The following is a 15,958-nucleotide window of genomic DNA, read 5'->3' as shown; positions in this document are numbered from 1 at the left end:
CCCGGCCGCAGGCAACGCCCATATTATAAAATAAATCAAAAAAAACACACTTAATAATCAGCAATATACGGTCACGTCATTATAAGCGTAGCGCGGCAATCTCGTAGCTATACAGGGCGTATATGCTTCCGTGCGATTGCTACGCTACACTCGCAATAACATAATTTAGTTACTTATTATACTTAATAGCATCCGCCCTGATGGTGGCTCTGTCGGTGTTGCCGCTCACCTGAAAAATAATGATCCCATCTGCACCAACTTCGCGGGCTTTAATCGAAAGATCGTTTTTAGCTTCAGCAGAATTATCGGTATAAGCGATAGCCAGGTGCCCTATTACTTTATAATCCTGTTTAACATCTTTTGCATCATAAAAAACATCTACTTTTTCCGTAGCTGGGTAGGTATCCCCAAGATAACTGGTTGTAGCGCATGACGCCAGGAACAGACATAACAAAATGATCAAATGGTTTAGTTTTAAGGTTTTCATATTGGATAAGTGTTTATCAGATATGAGCGATAAACCAGGGAATGGTTTAATGCAATTGAGGTAACAAATTTGTTAATGACTTAAAGCCCTTTCCTCCTCGTTATCCCCGGCCTCCTGCTTTTCCGTTCTGCAGGTTCAGGAACACCTTCGGCACCATAGCTGCGGGCCATTTTGGCGATACGCTCTTCCATAGTTTCAGTAGTTAGTTTTTCCCGGCCGAGGCTATCAACCATGATCGGGAAGGCGAAAGGCGTTGGGCGCTCAATTACCTTTAAGATAATGTTTTGTGTTTGGATACGCTGCAATGCAGCTCTTAACCGAAACTCTTCCAGCTGAAAAGCCAGCGCTTCGTTGTATGCCTGGCGCACCAGTAAATTATCCGGCTCGTACTCGCTAAAAACTTCAAACAACAATGAAGTTGATGCCTGCAGATGCTTGTTCTTAACTTGCTGCCCCGGATAACCGGTAAATACAAGGCCTCCGATATGTGCTATATCTCTAAACCGCCGACGGGCCATTTCATTGGCATTTAAACTATGCTGAATATCATCTATCAGGTTATCTATCGAAAAAAAGCCTGCATCTTCCAGTGCTTCCTCTATTGGGATATCCTCATCGGTAAGCAGCTCAAACCCGTAATCATTCATTGCTATAGAGAAACTGGCAGGTTTAATTTTACTGATACGGTAAGCAAGCAATGAAGCCATACCCTCATGAACCAATCGCCCCTCAAAAGGATAAAATAACAAGTGATGCCCCTCCTTCGATTTAAACGACTCAATTAAAAATTCATGACTTTGAGGCAGGTGCGATAATTGCTGCTGCAAATCAAAAAGCGGCTTCAGTGCCTTAACCTCTATATCCTTTTCGATGCCGTGCGCCACTTCATCCAGCTTAAGCCTGAATACGGCAGCCAATTGAGATGAAAGCGGCATCCGTCCCCCGTTCCAGCTTGGGATGATGCCTTTTGTTGAATTTGATTTCTTAACATATGCGGTCATCTCTTTTACCCGTACAAATTCCAGGCTCCGGCCGGCAAACCAAAAGGTATTGCCCGGTTTTAGCTTGGAAACAAATGATTCTTCAATAGTACCCAAACTCCCTCCACTAAGCCATTTCACCCGGATACTCAGCTCGCTGGTGATGGTGCCGATGCTTAACCTATGCCGCATGGCTACCCTGCGGCTGTTTACTTTATACAATCCGTTTTCAACCTCAACCTTTAAAAATTCATCATACTGCGCAAGCGTTTTGCCGCCACTGGTGATAAAATCAAGTAACTGACCAAACTCGTTACGGCTCAGATCGGCAAAAGCATAGGTAGTTTTAACTTCTTCAAACAACTCTTCGGCCCGAAAACCATCTGATACTGCCAGCGTAACCATGTACTGGATCAGCACATCCATGGTAAGTAGCATCGGATCGCGGCTTTCAAAAATCTTTGCTTTGATTGCTTCTTTCAACGCTGCCCCTTCCAATAACTCGAGTGAGTGTGTGGGTACAAAATAGGCCAGCGATGTGGCACCGGGATGGTGACCACTTCGCCCGGCGCGCTGCATAAAACGAGCTACGCCTTTTGGGCTCCCCACCTGCACAACAGTATCTACGGGGCGAAAATCCACCCCTAAGTCCAGGCTTGAGGTGCATACTACCAACTTTAAGGCCTCGGCGTGCAGGGCAGCCTCCACCCAGTTGCGCAGTTCATTATCCAGCGAACCGTGGTGCATGGCCATGATACCGGCATATTCGGGGTAATTATCCAAAATAGCATGGTACCAAATCTCCGACTGGGAACGGGTATTGGTAAAGATCAATGTGGTTTTGCTTTTGGCCACAATCTCCATTACCTCGGGCAAAAGTTTTAAACCAATGTGCCCTGCCCATGAATAGTTCTCGATATTTTGCGGTATGATAGACCGGATATCCAGTTTCTTCTCCAGGTTAGCACGCACCATTTTTACCCGTTCCTGCGGAAAATCATTGCCCAATAAAACCTCGGCAGCTTGTTCGAGGTTGCCTATAGTAGCGGAGATACCCCAGATTTTCACCCCACCCCAGCCCTCCCCGAGGGGGAGGGAGCCCCTTTCTAAATATTCTTTTATGGATTCAACTACCCCATCCGGGTTTCTTAAAACTTCATCATTAGTAAATCTTAAAACATCATATCCATGCGATTTTAAATATGCTGTTCTTGCCTCATCTAATTGTAGTTGCTCAATTTCATTATGATATCCTCCATCAACTTCAATAATCAATTTCTTTTCAAGACAAATAAAATCAGGTATATAATTCAATACAAGATGTTGACGCCTGAATTTATAACCCGTCTTTTTCCCTCTTAACAATTGCCACAAAATATTTTCGGCTTCTGTTGGTTGATGACGCATAAGCTTTGCATTATCAATATTTACCTGCCTGCTCAATGCATCGGTAGTATGATAACCTGGGTATTTATCCTTTGCTTCAGCATTAAACTTTTCAGCTCCCTCTCCTTTGGAGAGGGCCGGGGTGAGGTGCTTTAGCCGGGACAAACCCAACTCAACCTGCACCCCGCGTTTCGTTCCTAACAGCTCATGCCATTCATCAATTACCACTACCTTTAGTTGATTAAATAACTTTGGATACTCTTTTTGGGCGAGCATCAGGTGCAGGCTTTCGGGGGTTGTAAGCAGCACTTCCGGTAGCTTCTTTTTGAGGGCCTGTTTTTCTGCAGCAGGCGTATCGCCTGTGCGGGTGGCTATGCGCCATGGCAGGCCTATCTCATCACAGGCCTCCTGCATGGCCTTGCGGATATCATTGGTTAGCGCCCTCAACGGGGTTATCCAAAGCATCAGCAAACCATTATTCTGCTTGGTTTTATAAGTATCCGGATTGGCATTGATAAAGCCGGCTAAAAAAGGCAGAAACAAGGCAAAGGTTTTACCGCTGCCTGTTGGGGCATTCAACAAACCCGAATACCCGCCAAGGTAAGCATCCATCATTTCGGACTGAAATGGAAACTGTTCCCAGTTTTTCTCCCTGTACCATTGTTGTATAACCTGTTGGCCTATGCTTGTCATTACCCCTTTAACAAATTTTTTATTGTTTGGTTATCGCTGGATAACCGAGCCAACAAAATAACCATTTAATTGGTTATAGTTATATGATCAGAAATAGCTTAATAATTATCTCTATCGCCATTTGCCTTTTGGCTTGCGGAAACAATAAGAACAAGCCGGCTACCATAGCTGATACCAATAAAATCCCGAAGGATACCGCAGGCCAGCATCTCCCCGATAAAAATGACACCACCGTTCATCATACCATGGCTTCAGATACCGGTACCGCCAATACCTCCCATTCCGATTGGCTTATCACTCCCGGTAAAAGCATAGGGCATATTGTATTAAACGACGATGTTCAGAATATTATAAAGCAATTAGGTAAACCCGATAGCTCAGACGCGGCTATGGGCAGCTCATTGATGGTTTGGTTTGCCGGTCACGATCCTACGGGTAATCGTACAGCGGTTTTCACGCATCATAATATGGGTGGTAAAGATGAACAGATAAGCCATGTACAAAAGATCCTGGTAACATCGCCACAGTTTAAAACCGATGGCGGAGTTGGTGTAGGTTCAACCAAACAGGAAATACAAAAAGCTTATACGCTAAAACCAACATCAACTTATAGTAACAAAAGTGGCAAGGTGCAGGTTTATACCGATCTTGCTAAAGGGATTTCTTTTGAGATAGATAGCAGTGGCAAATGCGTTGGTGTGGTAGTGCATAAAGCCAATGATACTGCCGCGGCTTATTTGAATATGCACTAATTGATTTTTAACTCAATAAAATGTCATTTCGACCAACGGGAGAAATCTTATACGCCCGGCTACCAAATTGAATTTGTGCACTTCACCACGTATAAGATTTCTCTTTCGCCCTAACACTCCTCCCCTCGCTGCTCTATCGAAATGACAACGATTACATAAAATAAAGAAAGGCCTTGCTGATTCAGCAAAGCCTTTCTTTATTTTATTATCACCTTACTTTTTTTCGGGCATTAAAATCAGTTTAATCAAATTTTTACCGCTCAGGTATTTGTTGGCAGCATCTTTAGTGGTTTGAGGGGTTATTTGCTCAAGACTGCTTACGTGGGCCAGGATCTGATCCGGGTTTTCACCATTTTGTGACGATGAGGCAAGATAGCCCGTCCAGAAAACATTTTGTTTAAGCTGTTGCTGTGTTGAACGGGCTTCTTCAGCAACAAATTTCTGGATATCCGCCGGTAATGCGCCATTCTGTTTGATTTTACCTATTTCTTCCATTGTGGCATTGATCAGCTTATCCACGTTTTCGGGAGCGCAACCAAAAGAAATAGTAAATGAATAACGGGCGCCCGGAATTTTGCGGTAACTTGCCCTTACACCCGGCGCATAAACACCACTTTCCTGTTCGCGCAAACGTTCAATCAGTTTAATGTTGAGTACTTCTTCAAGCGCATCAACTTGTATGTTGTTAGCTTCGTTGTAATCATAGTCGCCGCTGAAAATCAACTGTACGGTACTTTTGTCTCCTACGCCCTTATTTACTGTTTTAGTTATCACACCCGCCGGCGGCTGGATATTCATGTTTTTGTAGGTTTCCTTGCTGTTGGTTGACGGCAAACCGCCAAGATAATGCTCAAGGTAGGGTTTAACTGTTTCTACATCAAAGTTGCCAACCAGCGTAAAGGTAAAGGCACTGGCATCAGCAAAGCGTTTTTTATAAAAATCGTAAGCTTTATCAAGCGTTGCCGCATTTAGCCTTGGAATAGTTGTAACCATACCGCGGAAATTATAGTTACTCAATACAGCCGACACCGTATCCTGGTAAACACTTCCCGGGTCAAGACCGCGGTTTGTGAGTACGGCCCTGGTCTGCTCCATATTGGCATCCCAGATATCCTTGTCTTTACGGGGCTGGGTAAAGTATAGGTAAATCAATTGCAGTGCGGTTTCAAAATCGGCAGGTGAGGTATTTCCGGAAATGCCCTGTGCAAACTCACTGATATAAGGCGAAATACTTAGGTTTTTGCCTGCCAGCTTTTTATCAAGCATGCCCTGGTTAAACTGTGCTATACCGCTGCCGCTGATAATAGATGAAGCCAGGTTTGCCGATGTAAATTCGTCATCACTTGCCAGCGATGTACCCCCAAAAGCATATCCGCTTATCAGGATCTGATCGTTACGGTAATCTGTTGGCTTTAATATCACCTTTAATCCGTTACCTAACGTAAGGGTGGTTGTACCTATGGCTTCGTCTGTATCCTGTTTAGCTACTTTGGTACCTTCAGGTATTTTGGCCAGCAGCGGCTCGCTCGATACGTTGTCAACATAGGCAGTAACGTTTTGGCCACCTGTGGCAATCCAGTTCAGCAATGTTTTATCATCGGGTAAATTAGCCTTTTCTTTATCCGGGGCCTGTACTATCACAACGCGGTTTTGATCGCTGATAAATTTGCCGGCCATGGCATTCATATCCGCCAGGCTAACTTTATAGATATTGCCGATATAAAAATTGTATTCAAAGTCGATGCCCGGAATAGCTTCACCGGTTAAAAAGTTGGCCTGGTATTCACGCACAAAATTTGCCGATGGTGTTTTATCTCTTTCACGATAAGCATTACCAATGCCTACCAGCGCATCCTGCTTGGCGCGCTCCAGTTCGGTAAGGGTAAAGCCAAATTTACGGGCGCGCTCTGATTCGGCCACTACGGCTTTAACTGCCTTTTCCAGTTCGCCCGGTTTAGCAACAACCAATGAAGTATAAGCATCCTGATCGCCTATAAAATTACCGTAACTGGTACGACCGTATAAAAACGGAGGATTAGGTCTTTGAAGCAACTCATTTAAACGAGCGTTAAGCATCTGGTTAAACAGTTGCACCCTTACCTGCTGCATATAATCGCCGGTGGTTTTGGTAACAGTGCCGGGATGTTTAACAATGATTTGTGCTATGGTGTACGGGTATTCAGGATCGGTAACAATTTTTACCGCTGTACCCGGTGTAGCAGGTACCGAATATTTTGTCCTCGGTTTTTCAGCAGCCGGATTTTTAAGTTGCGAAAAATTTTGTTTAATAAGCGCCTCAACACGTTTAGGATCAAAATCGCCTACGGCAATAACCGCCTGCAAATCGGGGCGGTACCAGTCTTGATAAAATGCCTTAATAGTTTCTGGTTTAAAGTTTTTCAGGATATCTTCCTTACCGATAGGCAAACGTAACGCATACCTTGAGTTATTAAGTAATACCGGCAGCGTTTGTTGTTGTATGCGTTCCTGGGCATTTTTACCACGCAGGCGTTCCTCTTCCAAAACAACACCACGCTCTTTATCAATTTCGGAAGGGTCAAAACTTACATAACCTGCCCAGTTAGCCAGTATATTAAATCCCTTTTCAAACACGCTGGCCGTATCAGTTGGTAAAGGCAATTGAAATACAGTTTCATTAAATGAGGTATAAGCATTTAAATCGGCACCGAATTTTACACCTGCTTTTTGCAAATAGTCAACCATTTGATTTTTTGGGAAATCGCGCGTACCATTAAAAGCCATGTGCTCGGTAAAGTGAGCCAAGCCTTGCTGATCGTCATTTTCTAAAACAGAACCGGCCTTGTTAACCAAATAAAGCTCGGCCCTGCTTTTGGGCTCGGCATTGGCACGGATATAGTAAGTTAAACCATTGGGCAGTTTGCCAATGATGACGCTTTGATCAACCGGTAAAACATCACTTTTAGGGGCAATTGCCGGGGCTCCGGGTTTATTTTTAGGAGATGGAACAGGTTTCTTTTTAACTTGTGCAAAAGCACTACCCGCCGAAAGGGTTAAAGCCAATAAGGCCAACGGAACGTATTTGTTCAGGTTCATTATAAAGTTTGAATAATCAGGGTACTAAGATGCAAAACGAAAATCTTAGTTACAAAGTATGGTTCTGGAAATTTAATGTTTTACAGGTGCTTTTGAGGCCGGTTTGTTAGCGGCAGGGGATACCTGTTCTTTTACCGCAGGCGGATCATTTTTATCAGCAAACTCAGCTTCCATCATTTGCTGTAACTCGTCTTTATGCTGACCAACTACTTCCTGGCCAACCATCATCCCTTTTTGCATCAAAGAGGGCAATTTTGAGCTTACTTTTTGCCCTATTGGCGAGTTATAAAAGGCCGTTATCTGGCCAAGTTCTTCTTCGCTAAATTCATTGGCATAAATAGCGGCCATTTTATCCTTAAGCAAATCCCAGGTAAAATATTTGCCCATAAAGGTTTTCATAACTTTAATATAACCCGATCGGTTATTTTCGGGCATCTGGCTGCTTGATGCCGTTATCAGGTTGTTTACCATGTTATCAAACTGTTTATCAATACCTATAGACTGAAGCATTTGTACAGCTTTTCCTAAATGTGCCGGGGTAATAGTTTGATTAGTTGTTTGCGCTTCTACGCTTGAAAAAGAGAACAGGATTACACCCGCAAGTACGATAAGTTTAAGTTTTAGGTTCATTTTAAATTTTAATAAAGATTTTTTTGATGTAGAAGATCCACATCACCACCCATAAAATGAGTACCGTAAATATAGCACTTACCAGCGAAGCATTTACCGGTGAAAAATAAGGAGCAAAAAATGTTTGATAAATTGAATGACCGCCTATTTTGATCATCCCCATATAATGCGGAATAAAACCAGATAACACATAGGCCGTAATTGCATTTGTTCCAAACACCACAAAAGGATATGTAAAACGTTTGTATCCCTGTATATCAATAAGCCAGTAACTTAACGCCAGTGCAATGGTTGCCAGGCCACCGGTATACAATACAAATGAGCTTGTCCACAAGGCTTTGTTAATAGGGAAAAACAAATCCCAGAACAAACCAGCCATAACGGCTATTATTCCATACGTAAACATCCAATTGGTTTTTACCTGGTCGTCACGGTCTTTACGTTTAAGCCAGCTGCCAACACGTATGCCAAGCAAAGCTGTGGCTACTGCGGGGATAGTACCCAGTAAACCTTCCGGGTCCCAGGTGTGTGATTCACGCCAAAGGTGATCGGGGGTAAATACCAGCCTGTCTATCCACGCCCCCATATTTGTTTCGGGTTCAAGGTTGGCATAGCCTACACCCGGTACCGGTACAAAGGTCATGATGATGAAATACCCGATAAGCGCGATGGCAAAAATCCAGTCGCGTGTTTTTTGTGATGTCTTGAGATAAAGCACCGTGCTGATAAAATACACCAGCGCTATGCGCGGCAGCACACCCGGCAAACGTAAATGAGCCAACCCGCCATCGGGGTGAAATATCAGTTGGGTTATCCACGGGATCAGCAACAGGATCACGGTACGGCGTAGCGCTTTCAGGATGAGTTTACGATGCGATACAGTTGCCTTTTTACTTTCCATAGCGTAGATAACTGATACGCCAACCATAAATAAAAAGAAAGGAAAAACCAGATCCGTAGGTGTGCAGCCGTTCCATTTGGAATGTTCCAATGGCGCGTAGATGTGCCCCCAGTCTCCGGGATCATTTACCAGGATCATCATGGCGATGGTTATCCCGCGAAATACATCGAGGGAAAGGAGCCGTTTGGGTTTTTCGGTTATGGTTGAGGTTGAGGTCATAAATATTGTCTGATCGTTATCCAATATCAATTGTCATTTCGACGAACAGCGCGACGGGAATGCGCGAGCGGGTGAGGAGAAATCTTATACGCCCTACAAAGCCGCGATGTATAGTTTGCATACAGGGCGTATAAGATTTCTCTTTCGCCCTTGTGCTTAAACCAGCCCACTGCTCTATCGAAATGACATATTTGTTAAAGATGGGCTTTATTCATCGTGTGCTCATGGTAAATTGTGCAAAGCGCCCGTGACAACACCGGCGCTGGGTTCTTAAAACATATATCGTTTAAACGCTTCCATGGCCTCATATTCGGCAAGACCGAGGCGGTCGTAGCGTTGAGCAGTGTCACGGGTGCGGTCTTCCGCACGTACCCAGAATTCCCTTGCATCATCACCCGGGAATACCGGCCTGTCTTTCTGCGACTGGTGCTTGAAAATCGCATTACGTTTGCGGATCACTTCCTGTGGCGACAATGGTACCGCCATTTCTATCTCGTAAGTTTCAAACTCATGCCATGCGCCGCGGTACATCCATAACCAGCAATCCTCTACCCAGGCTTCTTTACCTTTTAATCTTTCCAGTGCAGCTAAGATGATCTTGAAGCACACCAAGTGGGTACCGTTAGGATCGGCAAAATCACCTGCCGCAAAGATTTGTTGTGGTTTTATTTTCTGCAGCAAATCGATAGTCAGCTGGATATCTTCCTCGCCTACTGAATTCTTTTTGGTTTTGCCTGTTTCATAGAAGGGAAGGGCCATGAAGTGAATATGATCATCCTGTAAACCTGCATACCTTGCACCTGAAATCGCTTCTGTTTTCCTGATAAAGCCTTTTACATTGCGGATCTCCTGGGTGTCAATTTCGTTTGGCTGCTTGGTTGGGAAAAAGGCACGCATATCTTCATATGATTTCTGAAGATGAGTAGTGTCTTCGCCAATACTGTTGGTAAAGTCAATGGCAAATTCCATGTACCTCAACACATCATCATCCCATACCGCGGTATTGCCCGAGGTTTGGTACGCTACGTGTACATCATGGCCCTGGTCTACCAGGCGGATAAATGTACCGCCCATCGAAATCACGTCATCATCAGGGTGCGGTGAAAAAATGATTGAACGTTTTTTGGCCGGCAATGCCCTTTCCGGTCTTTGCGAATCGTCCGCATCCGGTTTACCGCCCGGCCAGCCGGTGATGGTATGCTGGATTTGGTTAAAGATATCAATGTTGATATTGTATACCGGGCCTTGCTCTACAGCAAGCTGCGCCATACCATGGTTGTTATAATCTTCTTCGGTTAGTTTCAGTACCGGTTTATTGATCTCGTTGGCTAACCAGATCACTGCTTTCTTTTTCAGTTGGCTATCCCATACACAATCTTTCACCAACCATGGGGTATCAAACCTCGTTAATTCTGAAGCCGCTGCCTCGTCCAATACAAATTCCACATGCTGTGATAATTGCAGATAAGTTGCAGGTACCTCACCCGAAATCTCCCCTTCTACTGCTTTCTTGATGATCGGTGCTTTTTTCTTGCTCCAGGCCATCAATATGATTTCCCTTGCTTTGAAGATCGTACCAATACCCATGGTAATAGCTTTGGTTGGCACATTCGCTTTACCACCGAAATCCCTTGAAGCATCACTCCTGGTTAAATCATCCAGGGTAACCATCCTGGTGCCAGAGTTTGGTGCTGAACCCGGCTCGTTAAAACCGATGTGGCCTGTACGGCCGATACCCAAAATTTGCAGGTCTAATCCGCCCAGTTCTTCTATCTGCTTTTCGTAGGCCAGGCAGTAACCCGCTACCGCATCTTTATCCAGCGTGCCATCGGGGATATGCACATTGGCTTTATCGATATCAATATGGCCGAACAGGTTTTCATACATAAACGTCACATAGCTTTGCGCTGCTGTGGGTTTCATCGGGTAGTACTCATCCAGGTTGAAAGTGATCACATTTTTAAAGCTCAAACCTGCTTCTTTGTGCTGCCTTACCAGTTCGGCGTATACTCCTATAGGGGTTACACCCGTAGCAAGCCCTAATACCGCTTTCTCGCCTTTAGCTTGTTTTGTGCGGATCAGATCGGCTATCCGGTTAGCTACAGCCACCGAGGCTTCATGCTGGTTGTTGTACACGCTCACAGGTAACTTCTCGTAACGCGTCTCTTCCAATAAATTTAATCGTGCCATGAATTTTAGGAAATGTAAAATGAGGTTAGTTGTTCAAAACAAATATATCAGATATTTAAATAGCGTAGCTTTTATTTTAACTTTTGCAGTTGCCGCACAAATAGTAATTTAAGCCCATGATACCACTGAACCACAACCTGCAGTGCCTGTGCAGCATCGCACAAAAACCGTCTAAATTGGGCATCGGCCTGATGTCGGGAACTTCGTTAGATGGACTTGACATTGCGCTTTGCCAGTTTACAGGTCATGGTTTAAACACTCATTTTAAGCTGTTACAATTTATCACCATTCCCTACCCGAATGAGTTTAAGCAGGATGTTCAGCAGGTATTTGCAAAGCGCAATATCGATCTTGAAAAAGTGACTTTACTCAATGCTTATATCGGTAGCTATCACGCGGAGTTAATACTGCAGGCAATGAGCCAATGGAATATCGAGCCACACAACGTCGATTTCATCGCCAGTCACGGCCAAACCATTTACCATGCGCCGCAGCGTTTACATCAACACAAAAGCTCACCTAACGCCACCCTGCAAATTGGCGACGGGGATCATATTGCTGTAAAAACCGGGATCTTAACTATTAGCGATTTTAGGCAAAAGCATATTGCTGCCGGAGGTGAAGGTGCACCGCTGGCATTATATGGCGATGTGTTATTGGGCCACAAAACCGGCGAAAACCGGGTACTCTTAAATATCGGAGGCATTGCCAATTTAACCTGGCTGCCTGGCGATGGCGATTTTAACCGCATCCTTTGCACAGATATAGGCCCCGGTAATACACTCATTGATGCAGCTTGCCGTAAGTATTTTGATAAACCTTATGATGAAGATTCGGCAATAGCTTATGGCGGAAGCATAAACGAAGATCTGTTGACAGCGCTCCTCTCCCATCCATTTTTTAAAGAGAAAGCCCCAAAAACTACAGGACCAGAATTGCTTAACCTTAATATGGTTACTGAAGCACTACAACAATCGGGTATAGGTGCCATTAGTAATGAAGACCTTATTTGTACCCTAAGCGCTTTTACAGCAGCATCTATAGCTGCTTTTATTAAGGAAAATATTGCGGGCGATCATATTAAAATTTTCACCAGCGGTGGCGGTGCGAGAAATCCGTTTGTTGTTGGTGAATTAAAAAAATTATTGCCAGAGGTTTTGATTGAAGACAGCAATGCGCTGGGGATTAATCCTGATGCCAAGGAAGCGATATTGTTTGCTTTATTAGGTAATGAGGCCTTATGTGGAGAACCGCTCAGGATTGGCACTAACCCCGCGGTGTTGATGGGGAAATTTTGTTTCCCGGTTTAAAGATATTCTTAAACACTAATAAAAAAATCGCCATTATAAGGAACGAAGTAATCCCCGACTTGCAGAGCGGCTTTGTATAGTTTGGGATTGCTTCGTTCCTTATAATGACGTGATTGTATGTTATTGATTATTAAGTATGTTTTTTTATCTGTTTTGTGAATATGGGCGTTGCCTGCGGCCCGTGCTATCCGCTCATACTGCACAGGCATTAGCCACATGGCCGGTATCCGCTACTATCGCTAACGCGGCCCACACGCAGTATCGCTGGAAATATATTTTTTACGTCATTACGATTTTTTTCAGGTTTTCCCTGATGGTTACTCGCAATGACGAATCTTTTACGTATACGGTTTAGTAAAAATCAACGCCCCATCTGCTGCCTCACAAAGCGCCTCACCCGCTGTAGCAGCGTTCCTTTTCTGTTAGCCAGGAAATGTTTGATAGCCCTGTAAGCCTGTTCATTTTCATGTATCACATCAGGGAATTGTGTTACCTGTTTACGGGCCATTTGCACGTGATATATATCTTCATTATTGGAGTGTACACCGGTACCATCGTGGCCTATGTTTTGAATCAGCGATTGTGATGGGTTTAGCGTTAACCCGTTCTTTAAAAAGATAGAGGCGTACCAACGGATGGCCCATGAGTTATTTTTGCCTGCTTTAAACTGCTCAATCTGTTTCCAGAAATTCATTTTCCCCTCTATCGAAAAGCGGGCTATTTTCAGATTATCAAACTGCGCTATCAGCTTATCAACATCGGGCTCAAAGTTTTTCCAGGCGCGGGCCCAGGTTGCCCAGCCCCAACTGGTAGCAGCGCGGTAAAAGAAAGTTTCGGGCAGGGTTTTATCATGCAGATTGTACATATATGCGCCAATATGCATTACCTGCTCCTGGTTTGCGTACTTTGTAAGGGCATCGTTGAAATACTGCAGGGTATAAGGCGAGGACAATAAATCATCCTCAAACACAATCACTTTGCCATATTCGTATACCAATTGCGTAACTCCGCTAATGATGGATTCGGCCAAGCCAAGGTTTTGATAGCGTAAAACAACTTTTACCGATTTAAAACCGCTTACATCCTGTACCAATTGCCTTACCTGTTCAACCTTTGATTTATCGGCATCAGTTTTAGCCGCATCACAAAAAATGTACAGGCGCGACTCATCGGCCAGCAAATTTTGCTGCAAATAACTGATGGTACGGCGCGTATGATCGGGCCGGTTATAAACAAAAAGAGCTATTGGGGCAAGATTTTGCATGGTATGATTTCAGCAGATCGGTATTGAAATTAAATGCCCTGCATGTAGCAGGGCATTTAACTTGCGAAGACAAAATTATATCATAACCTTGCCATCGCCAACAAATAAAATAATTTGTTTTTAGTCTGCCGATTTTACGGTGAATGTGGTACGACGGTTTAACTGCCTGCCCGCCGGGTTATCCTTTCCGTTAGGTAATTTATTAGGTGCAATAGGCATCCTTTTGCCATAACCTTTGGCTGTAATACGGCTTGATTTAATTCCCTTAAGCAACAGATAATCAACACAAGTCTCGGCGCGCGCCTGCGATAATTTCAGGTTACCTGCGTCGCTACCTATATTATCGGTGTGTGAGCCAAGCTCAATCTTTATTTTAGGGTTATCGTTCATTATGGCAACCAGTTTATCCAGTACATCATATGATTCGGCCCGGAGATGGGCGTTACCAAAATCGAAATAAATATCTTCAATAACTATCGGCACATTAACCTTATAATTCTGCAGGCAAGTTTCTGGGTTAATGAGCGTGTCAATACCCGGCTTTACTAAAGGTGCAGGGACAACTTTAGTAAAATACCCCTTTTGTGAAATCTCCAGTTTATAGGCCGGCAGCTTTTCTTTTACCTGGAAAACATAGTCCCCTTTGTCGTCAGTAACCTTGGCAACCAAACCCATTTTAACATTAGGATCTTTAAGGATCACCCTCGCCCCCGCCATACCACTGTTAGTGTGGCAATCAATTACGCGGCCGCTGATGTATAAAAACTTGTATTGCCCGGTGAATAAACTCAAACAACAATCAGAACCGCGGGCCGAGCTCAGATAAAACTTGTTTGGATTGGTTGGATCAATACTGTAATACAAATCATCTTTAGATGAGTTAACCGGATAGCCTAAATTAACCGGGGCAGCCCAATGGCCAAAGTCACCATCACTGCGGTAAACATCAAAGCCGCCCATACCGATGAAACCGTTCGAGCTAAAAAACAATACTTTATCCGGCCCGTCATAATAAGGTGATTGCTCATCATAAGGTGTGTTTACAACATTACCCAAATTGCTCACCGTTTTTGGCTGCCCGTCATCATCCAGATTACTTTCCCAAATGTCGTCGCCGCCTTCGCCCCCCGGCCTGTCGGATGAGAAGAACAAGCGCCTGCCATCGGCACTAACAAAAGGATGTTTAGAATTATAGCCTTCGGCATTCACGGTACTGTTTAACCTTACCGGTTGTTGCCAAATGCTGCTCACCAACCTACTGTAATAAATAGCAGATACCGTTTTTCCATTCTTTTTATACCAGCGGGTGAGGTACATTTTAGTACCGGTGCCATCCAGCGAAGGTGTTGCATATTCTATTTGCCCTTCCTTATCAAAAGCATTAAAATTTGTAGCAAGCGCTTTTGTCGAATCTAAAATAGCCGAACTGTAAATCCTGTTGGTGAAAAACTTATCCTTATCAACCATACGGGATGAGGTAAACCAGTATCTGCCCAAATTCACGGTAAGGGCATAGTCGCCCTGATCTTTATTTAAAAATACCAAAGGAGATACATCAACGGCACGCGGATGCTCCAATTGTTTTAAGGCATACTCACATGAAGTAATTTCTTTATTAGCCAGAACAGTATATTTAGGATCCTGGTTATTTGCTGCAAATTGCTTTAGCTGCACAAGAGCGTCATCATATTTCCCGTTTGCCTGCAAACAGATACCGTACCAAAGCGGGGTTAAAGGATATTTCCCGGCTGATCCTATCTCACTCATTTTGGCATACCAGATAGTGGCATCGGTATAATCCTTATATAAGCGGTACGATTCGGCCAGTTGATAAATTATATATTGATTGGTTGTTTCTTTCTTTGAGCCACTCTTTTTGTTTGGAGAAAGAGGTACGCTGTTTTTTGACTCGATGGTTGTGCCATCGGCAATATGCCTGTAATAATAGGCTGCAGTATAGTATTCATGCCTGTTAAAAGCAGTGTCGGCCAGAGCCTTGAAATTTTTTGCCTGCCCAAATGAAACCGCCGGAAAAAACGATAGTAAAATATAAGGTAATAGTTTTTTCATA

The 15,958-nt window shown here is 43.9% G+C and carries 10 protein-coding genes; 2 read left to right on the top strand and 8 right to left on the bottom strand.

Annotated features, from left to right (window positions below; genetic code table 11):
• Positions 1-169: 169 nt before the first annotated feature.
• Positions 170-487, bottom strand: a complete 318-nt coding sequence (locus tag ACEN9X_RS13795) for a hypothetical protein (protein ID WP_413670913.1) — start codon at positions 485-487, stop codon at positions 170-172.
• A gap of 80 nt (positions 488-567) precedes the next feature.
• Positions 568-3,546 (bottom strand): ligase-associated DNA damage response DEXH box helicase, encoded by a 2,979-nt coding sequence (locus ACEN9X_RS13790; protein ID WP_413670912.1) that lies wholly within the window; start codon positions 3,544-3,546, stop codon positions 568-570.
• A gap of 83 nt (positions 3,547-3,629) precedes the next feature.
• On the opposite strand from ACEN9X_RS13790, the gene ACEN9X_RS13785 reads away from it, so the two are divergent.
• Positions 3,630-4,298: a hypothetical protein gene (locus ACEN9X_RS13785; RefSeq protein WP_413670911.1), complete on the top strand. Its 669-nt coding sequence runs from the start codon at positions 3,630-3,632 to the stop codon at positions 4,296-4,298.
• A gap of 213 nt (positions 4,299-4,511) precedes the next feature.
• On the opposite strand, the gene ACEN9X_RS13780 is transcribed toward ACEN9X_RS13785, so the two are convergent.
• The 4 genes from ACEN9X_RS13780 to nagB all read right to left on the bottom strand — a co-directional run bounded on the left by ACEN9X_RS13780 (position 4,512) and on the right by nagB (position 11,313).
• Positions 4,512-7,373: a M16 family metallopeptidase gene (locus ACEN9X_RS13780; RefSeq protein WP_413670910.1), complete on the bottom strand. Its 2,862-nt coding sequence runs from the start codon at positions 7,371-7,373 to the stop codon at positions 4,512-4,514.
• Between the two features lie 72 nt (positions 7,374-7,445).
• Positions 7,446-8,003: a DUF2059 domain-containing protein gene (locus tag ACEN9X_RS13775; RefSeq protein ID WP_413670909.1), complete on the bottom strand. Its 558-nt coding sequence runs from the start codon at positions 8,001-8,003 to the stop codon at positions 7,446-7,448.
• Between the two features lies 1 nt (position 8,004).
• A complete protein-coding gene (locus ACEN9X_RS13770; RefSeq protein WP_413670908.1) occupies positions 8,005-9,123 on the bottom strand; it encodes an acyltransferase family protein in 1,119 nt (372 codons plus the stop codon).
• Positions 9,124-9,393: 270 nt separating this feature from the next.
• Positions 9,394-11,313: a glucosamine-6-phosphate deaminase gene (gene nagB / locus ACEN9X_RS13765; protein WP_413670907.1), complete on the bottom strand. Its 1,920-nt coding sequence runs from the start codon at positions 11,311-11,313 to the stop codon at positions 9,394-9,396.
• A gap of 116 nt (positions 11,314-11,429) precedes the next feature.
• Here nagB and ACEN9X_RS13760 point away from each other — a divergent pair, with 116 nt between their 5' ends.
• Complete coding sequence (locus ACEN9X_RS13760) at positions 11,430-12,623, top strand: anhydro-N-acetylmuramic acid kinase (protein ID WP_413670906.1); 1,194 nt, start codon at positions 11,430-11,432, stop codon at positions 12,621-12,623.
• A 361-nt stretch (positions 12,624-12,984) separates the two neighbouring features.
• Here ACEN9X_RS13760 and ACEN9X_RS13755 read toward each other — a convergent pair whose 3' ends face one another.
• Both ACEN9X_RS13755 and ACEN9X_RS13750 read right to left on the bottom strand, forming a co-directional pair.
• Positions 12,985-13,887 (bottom strand): sugar transferase, encoded by a 903-nt coding sequence (locus ACEN9X_RS13755; RefSeq protein ID WP_413670905.1) that lies wholly within the window; start codon positions 13,885-13,887, stop codon positions 12,985-12,987.
• A gap of 120 nt (positions 13,888-14,007) precedes the next feature.
• The gene (locus ACEN9X_RS13750) at positions 14,008-15,957 is read right to left on the bottom strand and encodes an OmpA family protein (RefSeq protein ID WP_413670904.1); all 1,950 of its coding nucleotides are present in this window, start codon (positions 15,955-15,957) and stop codon (positions 14,008-14,010) included.
• Position 15,958 lies beyond the last annotated feature (1 nt).

The sequence above is a fragment of the Mucilaginibacter sp. Mucisp86 genome, from assembly GCF_047324315.1.
Lineage (GTDB): Bacteria > Bacteroidota > Bacteroidia > Sphingobacteriales > Sphingobacteriaceae > Mucilaginibacter.
The sequence above is the reverse complement of the archived record's forward strand: the minus strand, read 5'-3'. Positions and strand labels throughout refer to the sequence as shown.